19 protein-coding genes and 1 tRNA gene are annotated in these 19,992 nt (G+C 54.9%); 9 read left to right on the forward strand and 11 right to left on the reverse strand.

The window, feature by feature from the left end:
* Positions 1-43: 43 nt before the first annotated feature.
* Positions 44-1,033 (reverse strand): TerC family protein, encoded by a 990-nt coding sequence (locus DRW39_RS10110; RefSeq protein ID WP_116106917.1) that lies wholly within the window; start codon positions 1,031-1,033, stop codon positions 44-46.
* 129 nt (positions 1,034-1,162) lie between these two features.
* Here DRW39_RS10110 and DRW39_RS10115 point away from each other — a divergent pair, with 129 nt between their 5' ends.
* Positions 1,163-3,385 (forward strand): T9SS type A sorting domain-containing protein, encoded by a 2,223-nt coding sequence (locus DRW39_RS10115; RefSeq protein WP_116106918.1) that lies wholly within the window; start codon positions 1,163-1,165, stop codon positions 3,383-3,385.
* Between the two features lie 71 nt (positions 3,386-3,456).
* Here the strand turns inward: DRW39_RS10115 and DRW39_RS10120 are convergent, their stop codons facing one another.
* On the reverse strand, positions 3,457-4,812 hold the full coding sequence (locus tag DRW39_RS10120) for a pyruvate dehydrogenase complex dihydrolipoamide acetyltransferase (RefSeq protein WP_116106919.1): 1,356 nt from the start codon (positions 4,810-4,812) through the stop codon (positions 3,457-3,459).
* Between the two features lie 131 nt (positions 4,813-4,943).
* Between DRW39_RS10120 and recR the strand changes: the two genes are divergently transcribed.
* Positions 4,944-5,543: a recombination mediator RecR gene (gene recR / locus DRW39_RS10125; protein WP_116106920.1), complete on the forward strand. Its 600-nt coding sequence runs from the start codon at positions 4,944-4,946 to the stop codon at positions 5,541-5,543.
* Here recR and coaD read toward each other — a convergent pair.
* On the reverse strand, positions 5,508-5,987 hold the full coding sequence (coaD, locus tag DRW39_RS10130; protein ID WP_116106921.1) for a pantetheine-phosphate adenylyltransferase: 480 nt from the start codon (positions 5,985-5,987) through the stop codon (positions 5,508-5,510). The two genes, recR and coaD, sit on opposite strands and share 36 nt — an antisense overlap.
* Before the next feature lie 66 nt (positions 5,988-6,053).
* On the opposite strand from coaD, the gene DRW39_RS10135 reads away from it, so the two are divergent.
* Genes DRW39_RS10135 through aroC form a run of 3 tightly spaced genes read left to right on the forward strand, consistent with a single transcriptional unit; the run spans position 6,054 to position 9,172 of the window.
* Entirely contained in the window at positions 6,054-7,067 is a 1,014-nt protein-coding gene (locus DRW39_RS10135) for a glycosyltransferase (protein WP_116106922.1), read from the forward strand.
* On the forward strand, positions 7,058-8,032 hold the full coding sequence (locus tag DRW39_RS10140; protein ID WP_116106923.1) for a glycosyltransferase family 2 protein: 975 nt from the start codon (positions 7,058-7,060) through the stop codon (positions 8,030-8,032). Before DRW39_RS10135 ends, DRW39_RS10140 begins: the two co-directional genes overlap by 10 nt.
* A gap of 57 nt (positions 8,033-8,089) precedes the next feature.
* Entirely contained in the window at positions 8,090-9,172 is a 1,083-nt protein-coding gene (gene aroC / locus DRW39_RS10145) for a chorismate synthase (RefSeq protein WP_116106924.1), read from the forward strand.
* A 7-nt stretch (positions 9,173-9,179) separates the two neighbouring features.
* Here aroC and DRW39_RS10150 read toward each other — a convergent pair whose 3' ends face one another.
* Positions 9,180-9,788 (reverse strand): TIGR04282 family arsenosugar biosynthesis glycosyltransferase, encoded by a 609-nt coding sequence (locus DRW39_RS10150; RefSeq protein WP_116106925.1) that lies wholly within the window; start codon positions 9,786-9,788, stop codon positions 9,180-9,182.
* 75 nt (positions 9,789-9,863) lie between these two features.
* On the opposite strand from DRW39_RS10150, the gene DRW39_RS10155 reads away from it, so the two are divergent.
* The 3 genes from DRW39_RS10155 to DRW39_RS10165 are packed head-to-tail and all read left to right on the forward strand — an operon-like array spanning position 9,864 to position 12,397.
* Complete coding sequence (locus DRW39_RS10155) at positions 9,864-10,151, forward strand: DUF427 domain-containing protein (protein WP_198664840.1); 288 nt, start codon at positions 9,864-9,866, stop codon at positions 10,149-10,151.
* A gap of 9 nt (positions 10,152-10,160) precedes the next feature.
* Positions 10,161-11,423 (forward strand): ergothioneine biosynthesis protein EgtB, encoded by a 1,263-nt coding sequence (egtB, locus tag DRW39_RS10160; protein WP_255419248.1) that lies wholly within the window; start codon positions 10,161-10,163, stop codon positions 11,421-11,423.
* Positions 11,420-12,397: an L-histidine N(alpha)-methyltransferase gene (locus DRW39_RS10165; RefSeq protein ID WP_116106926.1), complete on the forward strand. Its 978-nt coding sequence runs from the start codon at positions 11,420-11,422 to the stop codon at positions 12,395-12,397. Before egtB ends, DRW39_RS10165 begins: the two co-directional genes overlap by 4 nt.
* Here DRW39_RS10165 and DRW39_RS10170 read toward each other — a convergent pair.
* From DRW39_RS10170 to DRW39_RS10195, 7 genes are all read right to left on the reverse strand, one after another.
* Complete coding sequence (locus DRW39_RS10170; RefSeq protein WP_116106927.1) at positions 12,363-13,223, reverse strand: glycosyltransferase family 2 protein; 861 nt, start codon at positions 13,221-13,223, stop codon at positions 12,363-12,365. The genes DRW39_RS10165 and DRW39_RS10170 overlap by 35 nt on opposite strands.
* An 88-nt stretch (positions 13,224-13,311) precedes the next feature.
* Positions 13,312-14,007 (reverse strand): hypothetical protein, encoded by a 696-nt coding sequence (locus tag DRW39_RS10175; RefSeq protein ID WP_157976038.1) that lies wholly within the window; start codon positions 14,005-14,007, stop codon positions 13,312-13,314.
* 9 nt (positions 14,008-14,016) lie between these two features.
* Positions 14,017-14,168: transfer RNA gene (locus DRW39_RS22230), tRNA-Asp, on the reverse strand.
* 396 nt (positions 14,169-14,564) lie between these two features.
* A complete protein-coding gene (locus DRW39_RS10180) occupies positions 14,565-14,930 on the reverse strand; it encodes an SET domain-containing protein (protein WP_116106929.1) in 366 nt (121 codons plus the stop codon).
* Positions 14,931-14,955: 25 nt separating this feature from the next.
* Positions 14,956-15,927 carry an AAA family ATPase gene (locus DRW39_RS10185; protein WP_116106930.1) on the reverse strand — a complete coding sequence of 324 codons (972 nt, stop codon included), beginning with the start codon at positions 15,925-15,927 and terminating at the stop codon, positions 14,956-14,958.
* A gap of 70 nt (positions 15,928-15,997) precedes the next feature.
* The gene (locus DRW39_RS10190; protein ID WP_232830117.1) at positions 15,998-17,527 is read right to left on the reverse strand and encodes a BCCT family transporter; all 1,530 of its coding nucleotides are present in this window, start codon (positions 17,525-17,527) and stop codon (positions 15,998-16,000) included.
* On the reverse strand, positions 17,518-18,207 hold the full coding sequence (locus DRW39_RS10195; protein ID WP_232830118.1) for a M15 family metallopeptidase: 690 nt from the start codon (positions 18,205-18,207) through the stop codon (positions 17,518-17,520). The genes DRW39_RS10190 and DRW39_RS10195 overlap by 10 nt, the downstream gene beginning before the upstream one ends.
* A 74-nt stretch (positions 18,208-18,281) precedes the next feature.
* Between DRW39_RS10195 and DRW39_RS10200 the strand changes: the two genes are divergently transcribed.
* Positions 18,282-19,847, forward strand: coding sequence for a sodium:solute symporter family protein (locus DRW39_RS10200; RefSeq protein WP_116106932.1), 1,566 nt, complete (start codon positions 18,282-18,284; stop codon positions 19,845-19,847).
* Positions 19,848-19,992: the final 145 nt, after the last annotated feature.

The raw sequence follows: 19,992 nt of genomic DNA on the forward strand, positions 1-19,992 counted from the left end.
CCCTTTTTCCATCAAAGAAATGGTTGCGGATAAGCTGGAAGGGCTAGATGTCGGGCACCTCCGTTGGCTGCTCGATCTTGGTCGGATCGTGGGGATGCGGTTCGGCCGGCGGTTTGCTCATCAGGGATAATACGACACCCCCCGCCAGCGTGACGAAGATCACCACCAGACTCAGCCACTCCTCCGGATGCCAGACCTCATGCAGCATGAGCTTCACGCCTACGAAGGTGAGAATGAGAGCCAGGCTGTATTTCAGTAATCCAAATTTGTCGATCATGGACGACAGAACGAAGTAGAGCGCGCGCAGTCCGAGTACGGCCAGGATATTGGAGGAGAAAACCAGGAAGGAATCGGTCGTAATACCCAGGATAGCGGGAATGGAGTCAATGGCAAAGATCACATCCGTAGTTTCCACCATAACCAACGCAACGAACAACGGAGTGGCATGGATCTTACCGGCCTGCCGAATCCAGAAATCGTGTCCGTGATAATCGTGGGTAACGGGTACCAGTCGCTTGACGAACTTAATGACTGGGTTCTCTGAAGGGTGGACTTCCTCGCCCTTACCGACCATTTTATAGGCACTGAAGAGCAATAGAATGCCGAAAACGTAGAACATCCAGTCAAACTGATCAAGCAGGTACACCCCTGCGAGAATCATCGCCAGGCGAAAAAACACCGCTCCCAGGATACCCCAGAAGAGGACCCGGTGCTGGTACTTCCCCGGCACCTGAAAATAACCGAAGATGACGGCGATGACGAAGACGTTATCCATGCTGAGGGACAGCTCGACCAGGTACCCCGTCAGGTAGTTGATCATCGCGGTATGGGGCGGCAGATCGGAGTCTACCCACCCGTTGGAGTAAGCCAGGTAGATAAAACCGCAAAAACCAATGCCAATGGTCATCCACAAAGCCGTCTGCCCCAACGCTTCCCGGGTACGCGGTACGTGATCCTTCGCGTTTAGTACAAACAGATCGAAAAACAGAAGCAGAGCCACGAAAATGGCGAAGCCAATCCAAATGATGGGCATACAGGAATATTGTGAGTTGTATAACAGGTGGCCACGGGGTATGTTCCCCTACCCTCGTGCCGCAGAACCGACATTACCAGCGCAGCGGAACAGGGGCCTCGGCGTGGTGTCTATCTTATCTTTGAAGCAGTGAAAAATAAATGGAAACATTGCGGTGCCCTCTTGCTCTGGCTGCTGGTTATCGTATCGGCTCAGGCTCAGTCGAGCCCTGCCCAGAGCGTGGCCCGCGAATGGAATGAAGTGTACCTGGACGCCATCCGCAACGATCTGGCGCGCCCGGTCGTCCATGCCCGTAACCTTTACCACAGCGCGGCGGCCATGTATGATGCTTGGGCGCTGATCAACGGTGGCAGCTCCACGGCCCTGATGGGGCGGGTACGCTCCGGGCATCGGTTACGCATTGACCCCAATCTGATTCCAGACTTTGAGGATAAGCATTCAGCCACCGAAGAAGCGATCAGCTACGCGGCCTATCGCTTACTCCTGCACCGGTATGCGGATGCTCCGGGCGTTAAGCTGATCGATCGGGAAGCCGGTCAACTGATGATTGAGCTGAACTACGATACCGCCTTCGTCTCGACGGATTACGCCAATGACGGGCCAGCCGCCCTCGGTAACCACATCGCTGCCGAAATTATCGCCTACGGCATGGTGGACGGGGCTAACGAGGAAGGTCTGTATGAGAACGACAACTACCCGGACCCCGCCAATCCACCGCTAGACCTCGAAAATCCGTTCAGCATCCTGCAATTGGAAGATCCGAACCGCTGGCAGCCCCTGGCCTTTGGCGGAGAGGTAATCGATCAATCCGGCAACGTTCTGGATGGCAACATCCCCGGCTTCCTAGGGGCTACCTGGGGTAAGGTCGACCCCTTCGCCATTCCAGCATCCGCTAAGACAAATTCTACCGAGGACCTACCGACACCGGCGGGAAGTCCGGTCTACCACGACCCCGGCCCACCGGCAAAATTTGATCCGGCAGACACCACCCAGCTAAATTTTTACCGGTGGAATTTTGAACTGGTGCTGAAGTGGTCTAGTCACCTTGATCCCACCGATAACGTAATGTGGGATATCTCCCCCGGCGCACGCGGAAATCTTCCGGATTTCCTGCCCAGTACGCCCGCCGAATACCGCGCTTTCTATAAGGAACACGCTGGCGGGCAGCCGGGCAACGGCAGATCGCTGAATCCAATTACCGGCGAGCCTTATGCACCGAATATCGTACCCAGGGGCGACTACACCCGCGTCCTGGCTGAATTCTGGGCCGACGGGCCGGCCTCGGAAACGCCACCCGGGCACTGGTTCACCATCTTCAATAAGGTCATGGATCATCCCCTGTTCGAGCGTAAGCTGTTCGGAAAGGGGGAAGCACTGCCGGCGCTCGAATACGACGTGAAGGCGTACCTGGCGCTGGGAGGGGCGATGCACGATGCCGCCATCACGGCCTGGAGCATCAAAGGCAAATATGATTACATACGCCCCATAAGCGCCATCCGGCATCTCGCCGTTAGCGGACAGGCGAGCGTGCCGGAGCATCGATTCTACAATCCTACCGGCATCCGGCTGGACCCGGGCTACATCGAGTTGGTGGACAGCTCCGCCGAGGTGGTCAATACCACCCTGGGAATGACCGTCAAAGCCAGAGCCTGGATCGGCAATACCTTCATCGACGATCCGGACCTCGAGCAGGCCGGCGTCGACTGGATCAACCCCACCGCCTGGGAGCCGTACCAGCGCCCTACCTTCGTGACACCCAATTTCGCGGGTTACATTTCCGGGCATTCCACCTTCAGTGCAGCTGCGGCGACCGTGCTGGAATCACTGACGGGCAGCCCCTTTTTCCCCGGTGGGATCGGTGAGTTTGTAGCTGAAAAGAACGACTTCCTGGTATTTGAGGAGGGGCCGAGCCAGGACATCGTGTTGCAGTGGGCAACTTACCACGATGCGGCCGCGGAGACGAGCCTGAGCCGCATTTGGGGGGGCATTCATCCACCCATCGACGATATACCTGGCCGGCGGATCGGACGGGTAGTAGGTCGGGATGCCATTGCCTTAGCGAACAAGCTATTCCAGGGTGGTCTCTCGGCGGTAGACGACACCTTCTCCAAGCAACGCATCTTCGTTTATCCAAACCCGGTCAGGTCCGGCGATAACATCACCCTTGAATTCAGCCACGGAGAGATTGGTCGAGACCGAGTGCAAATATTTGACAGCGTGGGTCGTACTATCCGGACCATCGACGTAACGGGGCGGAAAGTGCCCATCAGTACAGCAGGCTTCCCAAGCGGGGTTTACTTTATCCGCACCACCAAGGGTAGGGCAATCGGAAAGCTCAGCGTAACCCCATAGCTACAAAATGAAACGGCCCCGCAAATCCTTGATCTGCGCGGCCGTTTTGATACCTATATAGTCCGAGTACCTCAGACCATCAGGCGAATCGGATCTTCCAGCGTAGCTTTCACGTCGTTGAGGAACTGCGCCGCGGATGCTCCGTCCACAACCCGGTGATCGCTGCTTAGCGTAACCTTCATGATCTTTCCCGGCACCACTTCTCCATCGCGGATTACCGGCTTGTCGTTGATGCCACCGACGGCAAGGATACAAGCGTCCGGCGGATTGATGATAGCGGTAAATTCTTCGATGCCGAACATCCCTAGATTAGAGATGGTGAAGGTATTGCCGGTCATCTCATCCTGCGAGAGCTTTTTGTTCTTAGCTCGTCCGGCAAGTTCCTTGACTTCCGTATTGATCTGGCTAAGCGATTTCATATTCGCGTAGCGGACTACGGGAACGAGCAAGCCGTCGGGGATAGCCACTGCTACTCCGATGTTGACGTCCTTATTGACACGGATGTGATCGCCTTGCCAGCTGGAGTTAATCGCTGGATGCTTGGGCAGGTTGACCGCGCAAGCCTTGACAACCAAATCGTTGAAACTGATTTTTACGGGTGCTACCTCGTTGATGCGCTTGCGCATTTCCCAAACCTTGCTCATTTCAATCTCTACGGTGACGTAGAAGTGAGGAGCCGTAAACTTAGATTCTCCCAGGCGGCGAGCGATCACCTTCCGCATCTGGCTGACCGGCGACTGATCGAAATTAGCTTCTCCTCCCCCGAAAGAGAAGGCCGGAACTTTCTCCTGTGGCTTTTCGACGTTGACATTCGGACTTGGCTGGCCGGCGGGTGCAGGTTGCGGAGTCTGTGGTTGCGCGGCGGGTGCGGGACTCGCGGTTGCCGGAGAAGACTTCGCCTCCTCGATGTCTCGCTTTACTATCCGTCCATTCTCACCGCTCCCGGTGACGGACTTCAGATCGATGCCGGCCTCCTTTGCCATGGCGCGCGCGAGCGGACTTGCCTTGAGGCGATCGTCTTCCTCGCCATCGTCTTCCGTGGTGGTACGGGCGGGCGTAGCGGGAGCAGCGTTATCCGGGGCGGACTTTTCACTGCTTTCGTCTTTGGACGATGGCTTGTCCTCTTTGGAATCGCCACTTTCTGTCGTGCCGTTACCGCCGGCACTTTCGATGGCCTTCTTCCAATCCTCACCTTCTTCGCCGATAACGGCGATCACACCGTCAATGGGGACGGCTCCCTCTTTAACCGCGATGTGTAAGAGCGTGCCTTCAAAAAAGGAGTCTAACTCCATGGTCGCCTTATCGGTTTCGACCTCGGCCAGCGTTTGACCGGGTTCTACCGCTTCCCCCTCTTCGACGAGCCAGGCCACGATGTTGCCTTCTTCCATTGTATCACTCATTCGGGGCATGCGTATCACCTCAGCCATGTCTTGTCTATTTTAGTTTGATGTCGGGGGCCGGCAAATTTGCGGCCTATGTACGGGATAAACAAACTGAATGCCCACCTGATTGTTTTTTTCCTACCATCGTTCTTCTTCGCTCGCCTGTCCAATAGCTCATGCAGTTTTCCTCCCGCCTTATTGAAGATGCCGTTAATGCCTTCGCTTCCCTGCCAGGAATTGGTAAAAAAACGGCGCTCCGCCTGGTTTTGGATTTGGTGCAGCGTCCGACGGAAGACAGTGTCCAACTGGCTCGTTCCATCGCCGGCATGCGCGAAAATATCCAGCACTGTATCACCTGCGGCAACCTGAGCGACCAGAACGTCTGCGCGATTTGCCGCGATCAACGACGGGATAAGTCTATCATCTGCGTCGTCGAGAGCATTCGCGACGTTATGGCCATTGAGGAGACGCAGCAATACCGCGGACTGTACCATGTGTTGGGCGGGGTCATCAGCCCCATCGAAGGCATCGGTCCGGCTGATTTGAATATTGATTCGCTGATCAGCCGCGCTAAATCAGCTGAAGTGGATGAGGTCATCATGGCGATCAGTCCCACGATTGAAGGTGACACGACTATCTTCTACCTCAACAAGCAACTTGCGGACACCGACATTCAGGTCAGCAGTATCGCCCGTGGAGTAAGCTTCGGTGGGGAACTGGAGTACGCGGATGAGGTGACCCTAGGCCGGAGTATCGTAGCGCGGCGGAAGCTCTAGCTGCGGGGGTAGAAAGGGCCGGGCATCGCCGCCTCCCTTAATGATCTCCCGAACGATCGTCGAGCTGATGTGACTGTAGGCGGGTTGGCTTATGAGAAAAATAGTTTCCAGGCCTTCCCCAACTATTTCATTTAATTGGGAGATGGTTTTCTCGTAATCGAAATCGCTGGCATTGCGCAGGCCGCGTAATAAGTAGCGGGCACCGATTTTGCGACAGTAGTGGGCGGTGAGCCCCTCAAAGCTGTCCACGGAAATACGGTTGTCGTCGGCAAAAACCTCCCGTAACCATTCCATTCGTTGTTCCAGGTCAAACAAATAGCTTTTCTGACTATTTACGCCTACCGCGACCACGACGCGGTCGAAGAGCGGTACAGCCCGTTTGACGAGTTCGACGTGACCTACGGTGATGGGGTCGAAGGATCCGGGGAAGACGGCAGTACTCATGGTTTTGATGACCTGTTGGGGGTGACGTAAAGTAGGAATATTCTACGTTTGTAATTTTGTTCTCCCATGACCGCCCTACCCGACTCTCCATATCACCTCCCTCCAGTATCACCGGATTGGCGCCGAAAAGACTGGCCCGAGGTGAGCGTTTCGGTAGTGACGTACAATCAGCAACATCTTATAGGCAGGGCGCTTGATAGTATTCTTGAGCAAGTAGTTGACTTCCCCTACGAAATTGTCGTCGGTGACGACGCTAGTGACGACGGAACCCGCCAAGTACTGCTTCAATACCAGAAGGAGTATCCCGAAATTATCAGGCTCTTGTTGTATGACACCCGGCTGCCCGGAACTCCGGGCCGGCGGAATAATATGCTCAACCCAATGGCCTGCCGGGGAAAGTACACGGCTATACTTGACGGAGACGATTACTGGATCGACCCGAATAAACTTCAGCGGCAGTACGCGATGATGCAGCGCCACCCTAAATTGAGCTGCTGCTTTCACGATACCTTCTGTGAAGAAGTCGATATCGAAGGCCATTTGATCGAACCAGGATATCTACGAAGTAATGCACCCGGTGAGCGTCGGGCTACGGGATTCTATCCGCATGAGGAATTTTGCAAAGACCGCAATATTCGTTTGCATACCAGCTCCTGTTTCTTTCGTACGCGCATATTCGGGGGTTGGCCACCAGGCTATGAGGAGGTTGTATCGGCAGATCACTACTTGTTTCTGCTGATCACCCAACGCGGTCCCGTATTTTACGAGGATCGGGTCAGTTCCGTTAACGAACGGCAAGCCAAAAGCCTTACCAACAGCCGTTACTACAATTCGGATATCCGACTAATACAGCAGATCAACGATACGGATCGCTACCGCAGGCAGTTTCCTGCCACCCGGATTACGCCAAGCTATAGTGCTTTTGCTTTTCGTATAGCTAAGCGAGTGGCTATATCAAGCGCGAAAAAAGGCCGAATTATCCGCATTCTAAGAATGGTATTACGTATCGTACGAGAACCCCGGGGAGCGTACGCCGCACTTGACCACCGCCTGCGCAAAATGTTGGGCGCATGGAAGTAAGCATCGTTATTCCCGCCTACAACGCCGGAGCCTGTATAGAGCGTTCGGTATCGTCAGCTATAGCCGCCGGCTCACGGGTGCCGGGTAGGTGGGAAGTGATTGTTGTAAACAATCGCTCAACCGATAATACCTGGGAGCTGCTCCAGCAGATTGCCGCTAATCATCCCAATTTGATTCGGTTGGCAAATTGTCCGCAACCAGGGGCCTCTTTTGCTCGAAACCTGGGCACTAAACTCAGTAGCGGCAAATGGATCCAGTACCTGGATGCGGACGATGAAATACACCCGCTCAAAATAGTCCATCAGCTAAACTTAGCCGATGACGCCCAGTGGGTAGTGGGCGCTTACCAAAACCGTTACCTGAATGGCAGGAAAGAGGACGTACTGCCGAGTTCAGACTTATGGAAAGGGCTTTATTACGGTTTCCGAACGGGTCATACCATTTCAAATCTACTACAAAGAACCGCTGTGGATCAGATAGGTGGCTGGAATGAAGATCTACCAAGCAATCAAGATCCGGACCTTCACTATCGCTTATTAAAAGCGCAGGTTCCGTTTGTACTGGATCCCGTTCCGTACAGTTTCTATAATCATGATAACGGAAAAGACAGAATTACCAATAGGTTTCCGGCAAGGCAGTACGCGTTGAGGCTGGCCATGCTAATGGACGCCAACGGCTACCTGATGGATGATCGGCCAGGGTACTGGGCTGACAACGAACCGTTTTTTTTAGGCGCTACCTTATCCGTCATCCGGCAACTCGCCACCTTCGATATTCTATCCGCGGAAAAAGCATATAACGAGACATTCAGCGCCTCGGAAAACATCAGGAAGCTACCTGCGCTAGATATTGTCCCCCAATACACCCGCCTCTACCCCTACCTCGGATTCCGCAACGTCGAGCGGCTTCGCCTCGCCCTGGCCGGCGTAATTCCCGCAGAGCTCAAACGGATTCTAAAATCCTGAAGCCATACCTTCACGCCACTGACCTTTCAGCTCTTCTCCGCTTAACCCCCACCCATCATGTCAGGCAATACCCACGGCACCCTATTCCGCGTCACCACTTTCGGCGAAAGCCACGGCGTTGGCCTCGGAGTGACCATTGACGGTTGCCCCGCCGGCCTGACGCTTGATCTTGATGCCATTCAAAGCGAAATGGCCCGCCGGCGCCCGGGACAGAGCAAAATCGTGACCCAACGCAAAGAAGGGGATACCGTGGAAATTTTGTCCGGCATTTTCGAAGGGAAAACCACCGGTACGCCCATCGGCATAGTGATTTACAATCAGGATCAGCGAAGCAAGGACTATAGTCACATCCAGGATAAGTACCGACCCAGTCACGCCGATTATACCTTCTCGGCCAAGTACGGTAATCGCGACTACCGTGGCGGTGGCCGCTCGTCTGCCCGGGAAACGGCCGCCCGTGTCGCCGCCGGTGCCGTAGCCCGTCAATTGCTCGGCGGCATGGGAATCACTATTCAAAGCTACGTCGATCAGGTCGGGCACATCCAGACCGGCAAAACGCATGACGAGCTCGACCTTGGGCTAATAGATTCCAATGACGTCCGCTGTCCAGACCCGAATACCGCCGCGGAAATGGAAAAAAAGATCCTGGAAGTTCGCAAAGATGGCGACACGATCGGCGGAATCGTGAAGTGCGTGATCAAAGGCGTCCCCGCCGGCTGGGGCGAACCCGTGTTCGACAAACTACACGCGGACCTTGGTAAAGCGATCCTCAGTATCAACGCCTGCAAAGGCTTCGAGTACGGTAGCGGTTTCGCGGGGGTGAGCATGCGGGGCAGCGAACACAACGATGCCTTCTACACCGATGACGACGGGCGTACGCGTACCCGTACCAACAGAAGCGGGGGCATTCAGGGCGGCATATCGAACGGCGAGGACATCTATTTTCGGGCTGCCTTCAAACCAGTGGCCACGATCGTTTCCGACCAGGACAGTATCAACGAAGCGGGTCAATCGGTTACGGTTACGGGTAAGGGTCGACACGACCCCTGCGTCCTGCCACGGGCCGTTCCGATCGTCGATGCGATGGCGGCACTAGTTCTGGCGGATCATTGTCTGCGGGCGCGCGCTAACCGGTTATAAATCCTAATCAAGATTTCGGAACCTCCCAGCCATAAGCCACCCAGTCTTCCAAGCGGTCCACATCGGAAAATTTACGCAGGGTCGCTACCGATAAGCCCCGCTTTGCAGCACGTTGCATCGTTTCCTCGAATACCGTATCTACACTCCAGGTCATTTCGGTGAAGAGATATGGATGCGCGTGTCGCATACCTAATAGATAATAGCCGCCGTCCTCGGCCGGCCCAACTACGAGCTCATCCGTGCTTAAGGCACTAAAAGCTTGGTTTAGCAATTCAGTAGTGACTCCCGGACAGTCACTTCCAATTATAACGATACGGTCGTGCCCCCGAACAAATGCATGGTCGAAGGCGGCTGCCATCCTTTCTCCCAAGCCTTCACCGACCTGCACTAGTTTGATAAAATCTCCGTTCGGCCACCCATCCTCGTCGTCTACGAAAGAGGAGTAGTGCAGGTACCGGGTGACGCCCTGCAGCCCAAGCGCCTGTTTCCGGGTATGCTCCATCAAGCGATCGTACATCACCAGCGCCTGCTTATTACCCACATCCTTAGCCAGGCGGGTTTTCGTTTTCCCGGCAATCGGATTCTTAACCATAATGATAAGGGCGGGGCGCTGCATGGGGGGAAGATAAGCCTTCAGCCGCTGCAAACCATAGATCGTGGCTTCGGTTATAGTACACCCAACCCGAGGATTATGATGCAAGCTAGCTGGAAAGGGCAAGTCCTGGCACGAAGCGAATCAACGAAAGAAGTTGAGGGTAATCACTATTTCCCTAGTGATAGCCTTCACCCGGCTTACTTTTCTGACAGCAACACGACCACACACTGCGGCTGGAAAGGAGATTGCCGTTACTATAATATTACGGTAGACGGTCAGTCCAACCCCGATGCCGCCTGGTACTACCCTGAACCTTACGCCCGTGCCGAACACATCAAGGGGCACGTCGCGTTTTGGAAGGGGGTTCAGGTAGAAGAAATTTAGACTATCAGCGTGACGATATCAGCACCGACAGCCACGGCAATTCAAGACCAGTATGTTCGCGTACGGCAACAGTCTATCCACTTGTGCGAACCCCTGCAGGCAGAAGATTTTACGGTGCAGCCCGTCGATGATGTCAGCCCACCCAAGTGGCACCTCGGTCACTCTACCTGGTTCTTTGAAAATTTTCTTCTTGTCCCCCACCTGCCAGGCTATCAATGCTACGACGAGCGGCTGAACTGGTTTTTCAATAGCTATTACGAAAGCCAGGGACCCCGCATACTGCGTAGTGACCGTGGAAACATGACCCGTCCCGCGCTGGAGCAGATCCTGGAGTATCGACAATACGTAGACCGAGCCATGGAAGCGTTGCTGGACCGCGATGTGCCGGCAATCACCCAGCTTACCGAGCTGGGACTCCACCACGAGCAACAGCACCAGGAACTTCTTCTAAGCGACATCAAATACATTCTGGGGAGTAATCCGTTACACCCCTCCTACCGTGAAGACGCCAAGACGTCCTCACCCACTATTCCTCATCGGTATATATCGGTTGAAGGCGGCCGCTACTCGATCGGCCACGAAGGGGAAGATTTTTGCTGGGATAACGAATTGAGCCGGCACGACGTACTGGTTCAAGATTTTGGTATCGGCTCGCGTTTGGTCACCAACGGAGAATACCTCGACTTCATGAAAGACAACGGCTACGGCCGGTTTGAACTCTGGCAAATGGAAGGTATTGCCTGGGCCCGAAATCTTGAAGTAAAGGCTCCTCTATACTGGTACCGTGAAGGTGACGAATGGATGCAGTACACGCTTGATCGCGGTTTAACCCGCATCGACCCTTCCCTTCCGGTCACGCACGTCAGTTGGTACGAAGCGGACGCGTATGCCCGCTGGGCCGATGCCCGCTTGGCCACCGAGTTTGAATGGGAGATCGCCTGCGCAAAGCTACAGCCGGAGGTTCCAGCTTCTGGCAACTGGGTAGAGCGAGCGGATTATCATCCCACTGCCGCCGCGTCAAGCGAGGACAACCAATTGATGGGGCATTGCTGGGAATGGACGAACTCTGCCTATCTTCCCTACCCACGTTACCCCCGGCCGGAGGGAGCACTGGGCGAGTACAACGGCAAGTTTATGATCAATCAGATGGTACTGCGGGGCGGAAGCTGCGCCACTCCCAGGAGCCATATTCGACCAACATACCGCAATTTCTTTCAGCCCGACAAACGGTGGCAATTCACTGGTATCCGACTAGCAAAAGACCTACTATGACCGTCTCCCCAACCTCCCCCACCCTGCTCAGTGCATTTGCCGAAGATGTCGTCAGCGGGCTGTCCGGCGATCAACCCCGGCTCAGCAGTAAATGGTTTTATGATGAACGTGGAAGTAAATTATTCCAGTCCATTATGCAAACCGATGAGTATTATCTGACGAATGCGGAGGAAGAAATTTTTCGCGCTTGTGGTAAGGATCTTTTGGCACGAACGGACGGAAAGCCCTTTGATCTCATTGAGTTAGGCGCGGGAGATGGTACCAAGACCCAGTACATTATTGAGACGTTCCTGGCCCATAAAGCACGGTTCGCCTACCGCCCCATAGATCTGAACGCCAGTGCGCTGAAGGAACTAAGTGAGTTGATTAACGTTCGGTGGCCTAAGCTTGACTTTGAACCCATTCAGGCGGATTACTTCGAGGCCTTGAACAGGCTGGGTAATTCCTCCGGTACCCGCCAGCGATTGTTGCTTTTCCCCGGCGCCAACATCGGCAATTTTACACCGGGTGAAGCAGTGGAAATTCTAAAAAGGATTCGCTCCTTCCTCTCGCCGGGCGACCTGTTACTGACGGGCTTCGACCTGAAAAAGGATCCGGCCGTTGTGCTGGCCGCCTACAATGATCCGCAGGGCTACACGGCCTCGTTCAACTTAAACCTTCTTGAACGAATCAACCGGGAACTGAAGGGTAACTTCGTACTGGATTGTTGGCGGCACTGGGAGACTTATGATCCGTCGACCGGTTCCGCGAAAAGCTTTCTGGTCCCCATAGAGGATCAGTCCGTGCGCATTGGGGTAGCCGGCCGCAACTTCAATTTCCGCGCCTGGCAGCCCGTTGAAGTCGAGATCAGTCAGAAATACTCTTTGCGGGAAGTCGAAGGTATGGCCGATGCCGCGGGCTTTGAATTCGTCGAGCACTACCAGGACAGCAAACAGTACTTTACAGATAGCCTATGGCGGGTACCCAGCCGCTAACCCACCACTTCAGTTTAAGTATATCGAGTGCCTTTAGATTGCCCCGTTCAAGGACGTATCTACTCAGCGCTTCCTCGGGCATGAACTCCGATAGAGATGAAACCTTGGGATACCGGTCTGCGAACGTGGTCAATCGGGTCCTCACCGTGGGATATTGCTTTCGTAACAAGCGCAGGCTTTCTACCTCCCGCTTCTGCTTTGCCAAGAAATCCCGATTCTTCATCAGCCCAAGGTGAATAACCGGATTGTCGACGTATTGAATCGTGATGTTGGCAGGTACCAGCAGTTGCCCCCAAAGTGTATCCGAATGTCCGAGAGCCTCCGACTCCGGGAAGGGATGCGCTAGCAGGATGTCCTTTCTGACCACAAAATTGTTACTCTGAAAGAATCGATTGCGGCGGCGCGCAGGAGCAGAGGCCTCCCTGCGCCGACCGTAATGCCAGTGAAGGAACAATTCCGGATCCTGGGGCCGCTTATCGGCGTACCGCGTTCCCCCTACCATCACAACCGCTGGCAGGCGTTGTACGTAATTAGCCAGAAAATTCGTATCCGGCCAGCAGTCGTCATCCAGCATGAGAAGATATTCACCGGCGGCCTCGCGCGCCATCACATTACGTAGTGCCTCTCTGCTGACGGTGCAGCTGTGACGAACGTACCGGGTGAGGGGCAGTTGTCCAATGGCTTGGTTCTGCGCTAGATATTGATCTTCGGAAGTATCGTACACCAAAATCTCCACATCCTTATCTACGGAGTTTGCTTGCCGCAACACCTCGTTAATCAGGGGAAGAACATTGTAATTGAATACCGGTATGCATACAGACAACATATCAGTAAGGGGAGTAGAAGGGTAAGTCCAGTGCTTCTAAACCAAAACTTCCTCGTGGGGTTCGGCCGGAGCATTTCAGATGTCTAACTTATGGGGAGCAGGCGCTTCTCAACTCCGCATTAAAACGCGCATAGTATGGGCGCGCTTCCGCATGGCCACTGCGCACAAATCGAAGGGGATAGCCATTCTCGAGCCGAAAGCCATCCTCGATTACCGTTGCCATTTGTTCGTAGTTGAATGAGTCGAGATTAGTCGCTTCCCGCAAGCCGGGAAGACCTCCGTAGTCGTATCCCATTTTCGTGCGTTGGCCCGCTAGCGCCCGGGGAATATAGAGCGCCCCCCGATGCACGTATTGCCATACGTGTACCATCTCGTGCACCAGGGTTGGGGGCGATAAGGTCCCCCAACTGTTGATTGTGAAAAAGCTGACATAGGCAATACCATATTGCCGCGGACCGATATACGCTCGTTCGTGTAACCGAATGCGGTCGTATGGTATGGAGGTTCCGAAGATGGGATAAAGGAAATCAAATTCCTCCGGACGCAACCGACGGACTCCGGAGCAGAGTGAGTTGGAAACGCTTTCGTAGAGGTCAAATAGAAACAGCCATTCACCGACCTGAAAAAGGCGGTCGAGGTACGAAGTTTGGACGGCCGATGGTGGCAACGATGCTTGTAGACGCCTGAAGCGTAAATGCCAGCGTGAATGAATAGAAAAGTCCATCGCAAAAAAATCGGGTTGCAAAGCTAATGCCCGCAACCCGCAACTAAACTTCGTAATCAAAACTATAGGCTGTAGGGGCAGGAGTCGAACCTGCACGGGGCGGTTAGCCACACTTCATTGCTCCGAAGAGCACTACTCACGCGGAGCACTGAATGGTGGTTTATTCCGACCTCCCCACCCGCGAGACAAGCGGGCATGGCTGCCAATTTCATCACCCTACACGATAACCGGTGCATATTCAAAATCCACCAGTAGATTGGCTGTAAGGGCAGGAGTCGAACCTGCACGGGGCGGTTAGCCCGTTTCTATGCTCCGGAGAGCGGCGCTCACGCCGAGCGTAGAAGGGTTTATCCCGACCTCCCCACCCGCGAGACAAGCGGGCATGGCTGCCAATTTCATCACCTTACAGTATGTGAACCAAGCCGTTGCTTCGTCCTTGCATTAGCAAAGATGCAACCTTTTGACTCAATCGTGCAAATTTATTCAATGTAAATGCAGCAAGTTTAGACTAATTTCAAAAATTATCGTCTACTGTTTCGATTATTTCAATTTGATGATGAGATTGCAGCCTCCTTTTAGACATCTTTCATCCCTTTAATAGCCCTCGATGAATCTAATTAAAACCACAGTGTTTCTCCCCCCCCTGCGACGTAATTGATCAGCAACTCATCTCCTGCTGCAACATTCCGGGCCGCCACAAAGCGAATCTGATCGTAGTCATAATCCATCTCGAAATCAAGATTACCCTCTGACGCGTGATTGTATAGCGAGCCATAGCCCAGGGCAATCGCCGCGCCATCAACATCCCACAGGAAGTAATAGTCGTGCAGTCCCGTTGCGTGAATGACTGCTCGATCCTGGCTGCTAAGCACTATGACCGGAGCCAACTCTACGATGGTGCCTGCTGCAATATCCTGGGCAGTGAATACACCCCGACCGCCCAGGGGGCTTGGCCGAACGTATATGAACGGGAGATGAAGCATAACGGAAGTAAACCGGCTGGGTGATTTAGAAAAGCCCCTCGATAACGTGCTCTTCGGTGATACCCTCCGCCTCGGCTTTGTAGTTTCTCACAATACGGTGGCGGAGCACGTACTTGGCAATCGCTTGTACGTCGGCTATATCCGGACTGTATTTTCCGTGAATGGCGGCGTGGCACTTTGCCCCCAGGACCAGGTACTGACTTGCCCGTGGTCCTGCCCCCCAGCTGATGTATTCGTTGACGTTCTGACCGGCCCGTTGGGTGTTCGGACGAGTCTTCCCCGTAAGCTTGACCGCGTATTCCAGCACGTTATCGCTGACCGGAATCTTGCGCACCAAATTCTGAAAGAACAGAATATCCTCTCCTGACAATACATGCCCGAGTTCAGCCCGCTCTATCCCGGTGGTCCCGCGTACGACTGCCAGTTCTTCTTCATAACTGGGATAGTCCAAAGGAATATTAAACATAAAGCGGTCCAACTGTGCTTCCGGCAGTGGATACGTTCCCTCCTGCTCGATGGGATTCTGTGTTGCCAAAACAAAGAAGGGAGCGGGCAGCGCGTGACGATCACCAGCAACGGTTACCGACCTCTCCTGCATAGCCTCGAGCAGTGCCGCCTGCGTTTTGGGGGGCGTCCGGTTGATCTCGTCAGCCAGGACAATATTCGCGAATAACGGACCGGGGTTGAATTCAAAGTGCCGCTCATCGTTAAGTATCTCCGACCCCGTGATATCCGTAGGCATCAGGTCGGGAGTAAACTGAACGCGCTTAAAATCAAGGTCCAACACCTCGGATATGGTGGAAACCAGCAGCGTTTTGGCCAGACCCGGCACACCAACCAACAAAGAGTGACCATTGGAAAATAACGAGATAAGTACGGTTTTGACCACCTCTTGCTGACCGACAATCACTTTCCCGATTTCGTTGCGAAGATCCTGGTAGGCTTGTGCTAGTGCATCGACGGCTTCAACGTCGGAAGAATACTTTGGGGTTGGCATAATTGTTGGGTAGTCAGTTTATACGGTAGCCGGCGGCGACCCACCTTGGCAAAGTCAAGGTATGCAGTAGTTACGATTGGAGCGGGCTATTGTTGCCACTCCGATAGCTTTTCAGCGTCAGCCGCAACAAACCGACAGCCGCGACGATGAAAATCAGCATAGCGGGAAATCCACCTAGCGTAGATATAAGTCGGATCCCGTCCAAGCCGGCAAAAGATACGAGCACCCAGGAGGTAAGCCCGATCACGCCTCCCCACAACAACTTTATCCGCAGAGGAGCCTCCGCCGAATCCGGCCGGATATCTCTCACGCAAAGGGCACTCATGGCTGATACATTGCTATCGGCGGCCGTCACGTACGAAAGAAATATCAGGACAAGAAAGAAAATCGCCGTCAGACCTACGAAGGGCAAAGCCTCAAATAGCGTGTAGGCCACCGACTCGGGTCCATTGGCAGCCAACGCAGCGGAAAGGTTCCCGCCTCCCTTGCCATCGATGACGATGGCCGTACCCCCGAATGCAATCATCCAGCCTGCCCCGAATAGGGAAGTGCACAGCAAATTCATCTCGATGTAGCGACGCACGGTGTACCCCTTCGCTAAGCGCCCCAAAAACAGCGCGGTAATGGGAGCCCAGGCATACCAGTTAGCCCAGTAGAAGCCAGTCCAGTCATGACTCCAGGTTGCAGGTATACCGTCGTCCATACCCAGGTTCCGACTCACGAAGGTAGCCGCGAAGTCCAGCAGTGCCCTAGCTGACAAACCAAGTGTTTCGGCAAAGGGCCCGGCGAGGAAAACGAAAATCGCCAGCAGTATAAATCCGATAATGTTGTAGTTGGAGAGTATCCGAATACCCCGCTGTAGTCCGGTAGCCGCAGAGACGCTAAAGGCAACGACAATCATTCCGATCACGATTGCCAGGGCAAGCGGGCTCGTACCATTTTCCAACCCTAAATAGCCGTACACGCCGCCAATCAGCGCCAAGCTGCCCGCACCCAGGGCAGCAGCCATTCCCGATACGAGGGCGAACAGACATACAGCGTCCACGGCTGCGCCCCCATGTATATGCACGCCCTTTCCTAGCATCGGTCGCAGGAGTGTACTTAGCGAAAAGGGTTGCCCGTGATTATAAAAGCCGAGCGCGAATAATAAGCCCCCTATGGTATAGATACCATAGGGCGTAAGCGTCCAGTGTAGGAATAAGGTGGATAGAGCGAATACCTGTGGTTCCGTTTCACCTGCGGGCGGTGGCGAGCTTACGTGGTAGATAGGCTCCGCAATCCCCCAGAACAGAATACCCGTTGCTATAGTCGTACAAGCCGTGATAGCAAACCACCGCCATGGCTTAAGCAGCCGTTCCGCACCGGGGCCGCCGATCACGGTCGATCCCAGTGGAGAGAGGTAAGTAAATAGCAGCAAGACTAAGAACAACGCACCGGACCACGAAAACAGCCAGTCAAAGTGATTTAGAATCCAATCGCTTACCCGGCTGGCGGCCTCAATTAGACCGACGGGGTCCCGAAGTGCCGCGATGGCGCAGAGTACTAATGGCACCAACGGGGGCAACAGTACGGAATAACGTATCCGGTGCTTTACGGACATGGCCACACCCAGTCGCTTAGCGGATAGCGCGGTCCACCATAGTTAAAGTGCCACCACTCGGTGCGAATAGTCGAGAATCCGTGGGCCAGTAGGGTCTCCTGCAGCAATTGCCGGTTAGCCAGCACCGTATCCGGCAAGTCGGTGGTGGTGGTGTAAGCTTCCTCTCCGAAGAAATCGTAGGGTGTCCCCATGTCGAGCTCCACACCCGTGCTCAGATCCACTAGCGTCAGATCGGCGGCTGCTCCCCGGCTGTGCGCACTTCCTCGGCTCGGCCGCGCGACGTACCGGGCATCCGGCAGTACGTCCCAGAGGCGCTGCTGGTACGGCCCCGGCCGGTAACAATCATACATTTTTAGCCCTACTCCCCGACGGGCCAAATCCCGCTGCGCGGCCAATAGCGCCTCCGCCACCTCCGGGCGATAGAAACAGCGTCCGCAATCATAAATCTGCTGCTCCATGAAATTGCGGTCCGTAGCGTAACGAATATCCAGTATGATCGACGGATCCCGCCGTTGCAACTCCACCCAGGCGGAACTGTCGTAGTCCAGTGGCGGGGGCGGCACGATCGACTTCGGAACCGCAACGGGAAACCGGCCGCGTAAGTCCGTTTGCGGAGCGGCCGGAGAATCGCAGGCCATGAAGGTCAGCCAAAGGAGGAAGAATAGAAGCAGTAGGCGCATGTTGGGCTCAATATGCAAACTTTCATTCGGGACGTCCGAGTCGGAATGTACGGCTCGCCGTACTTTGGTCGCTCATGGCCAATCTCCGCAGCTATATCCCGCTCCTCCTGCTCGCTGCTCTGCTAGGTGGAGCAGCGGGATATCTATACTGGTTTACGGATGATGACGTGCACTGGCCTGCCTTTGGCAGCATGGCCGTATTCTACGCGGTTATCTACTACATTGGTATACGGGCCGCCCGTCGTCAGCGCTCGGAAGATAATGACGCCGACGGTATGATGCTGGCCGGGCGAGACCTTCCCGTGCTCATCGCGGTCTTTACGATGAGTGCTACCTGGGTCGGCGGGGGATTCATCAACGGCACCGCGGAATACACGGCCACGCAAGGCCTGGTATGGGTACAGGCGCCCTGGGGATACGCCCTCAGTCTCGTTATCGGCGGACTGGTTTTCGCGCGAACGATGCGCCGCCGCAGATACCGAACCATGCTGGATCCCCTGGCCGAACGATACGGTCGCCGGCTCACCGCCTTGCTTTTTCTACCCGCCCTTACCGGCGAGTTATTCTGGACTGCCGCGATCCTAACCGCACTGGGCGCGACCTTCAGTACCGTGCTGGGCATTGACCTGGAAATGGCCATTCTCATCTCGGCGGCCATCGCCGTAGCCTATACCGCACTAGGGGGGCTATGGGCGGTAGCGATGACCGACGTAGTGCAGCTCATCATCCTGTTCCTTGGCTTAGCACTGATCGTTCCCTTTACCCTGGAGTATACCGGCGGGCTCTCCGCAACCTACGCCGCTTACCAGGAGCAGTTCGGGGCGGCTGCCAGCCTCCTCCCCTCCCGGGAAGCCCTGGGCAACGATTACTGGACCTGGTGGGACTACGCCCTGTTACTCACTTTCGGAGGCATCCCCTGGCAGGTTTACTTCCAGCGCGTTCTGGCCGCCCGGGATGAACGAACGGCCATGGTCCTAAGCATAGTGGCCGGCCTCGTGTGCTTGTTAGCCGCAGTCGCCCCGGCTATCATCGGTATGGTTTCGGCAACGGTTGACTGGTCGCTGCTGAGCGCTACCCCGCCACCGAATGCCAGCGCTACCCTTCCCTGGGCGGTACGCTATCTGACTACTCCATGGGTGGCTATCATCGGCCTGGGTGCCGTGGCGGCTGCCGTGATGTCCAGCGTCGATAGCAGCGTCCTCAGCGCCAGTAGCATGGGCGTATGGAACGTCTACAAGCCGCTCTTTGATAAAGACTTACCTGACAGTAAGCTAGCTACCTATATACAGCGCTGCATCTGGATCGTCGGGACCGCAGCTACCCTAATCGCCTTTCAGGTGAGAAGCGTGTACGAGCTGTGGTTTTTATGCTCGGATTTCGTGTACTGCCTGCTGTTTCCTGCTTTAGTTTGCGCGCTGTTCGACCCGAAAGCCAACCGCCACGGAGCACTTGCCGGCTTTATCGTGGCAGCCGTTTTACGCTTTGGCGGAGGCGACGGAACGCTTGGCATCCCCACTTTCCTCCCCTACCCCGATGACTTTCCATTTCGTACCACCGCTATGTTAGGAGGCCTGCTTACCATCATGGCAGTCTCCCGACTCACCAACAGCCGGCCGCAAACCGTTCAGGAATCCGCATAAAAAACCCGAAAGGGGATGCCTTTCGGGTTTCAAACAAAATTGTGTTGCTCAAAGTGTCCTCCGGATTTTCCGGAAACTCATTCTACCCGACCGGCAACATCTCTAGGGATGAAGAACGGTTGAGATAGTGAGTGGTGTGTAAAAT

This window comes from Lewinella sp. IMCC34191, assembly GCF_003390935.1.
Taxonomy (GTDB): Bacteria; Bacteroidota; Bacteroidia; order Chitinophagales; family Saprospiraceae; genus Neolewinella.

Coding starts and splice junctions, on each gene's coding strand:
- DRW39_RS10180 (WP_116106929.1), bottom strand. CDS start 14,930: ATGCTTCATCTCCCGTTCATATACGTTCGGCCAAGCCCCCTGGGCGGT.
- DRW39_RS10120 (WP_116106919.1), bottom strand. CDS start 4,812: ATGGCTGAGGTGATACGCATGCCCCGAATGAGTGATACAATGGAAGAA.
- DRW39_RS10135 (WP_116106922.1), top strand. CDS start 6,054: ATGACCGCCCTACCCGACTCTCCATATCACCTCCCTCCAGTATCACCG.
- DRW39_RS10190 (WP_232830117.1), bottom strand. CDS start 17,527: ATGTCCGTAAAGCACCGGATACGTTATTCCGTACTGTTGCCCCCGTTG.
- DRW39_RS10195 (WP_232830118.1), bottom strand. CDS start 18,207: ATGCGCCTACTGCTTCTATTCTTCCTCCTTTGGCTGACCTTCATGGCC.
- DRW39_RS10165 (WP_116106926.1), top strand. CDS start 11,420: ATGACCGTCTCCCCAACCTCCCCCACCCTGCTCAGTGCATTTGCCGAA.
- DRW39_RS10150 (WP_116106925.1), bottom strand. CDS start 9,788: ATGCAGCGCCCCGCCCTTATCATTATGGTTAAGAATCCGATTGCCGGG.
- DRW39_RS10200 (WP_116106932.1), top strand. CDS start 18,282: ATGGCCAATCTCCGCAGCTATATCCCGCTCCTCCTGCTCGCTGCTCTG.
- DRW39_RS10170 (WP_116106927.1), bottom strand. CDS start 13,223: ATGTTGTCTGTATGCATACCGGTATTCAATTACAATGTTCTTCCCCTG.
- coaD (WP_116106921.1), bottom strand. CDS start 5,987: ATGAGTACTGCCGTCTTCCCCGGATCCTTCGACCCCATCACCGTAGGT.
- DRW39_RS10140 (WP_116106923.1), top strand. CDS start 7,058: ATGGAAGTAAGCATCGTTATTCCCGCCTACAACGCCGGAGCCTGTATA.
- DRW39_RS10185 (WP_116106930.1), bottom strand. CDS start 15,927: ATGCCAACCCCAAAGTATTCTTCCGACGTTGAAGCCGTCGATGCACTA.
- recR (WP_116106920.1), top strand. CDS start 4,944: ATGCAGTTTTCCTCCCGCCTTATTGAAGATGCCGTTAATGCCTTCGCT.
- DRW39_RS10155 (WP_198664840.1), top strand. CDS start 9,864: ATGATGCAAGCTAGCTGGAAAGGGCAAGTCCTGGCACGAAGCGAATCA.
- aroC (WP_116106924.1), top strand. CDS start 8,090: ATGTCAGGCAATACCCACGGCACCCTATTCCGCGTCACCACTTTCGGC.
- DRW39_RS10110 (WP_116106917.1), bottom strand. CDS start 1,033: ATGCCCATCATTTGGATTGGCTTCGCCATTTTCGTGGCTCTGCTTCTG.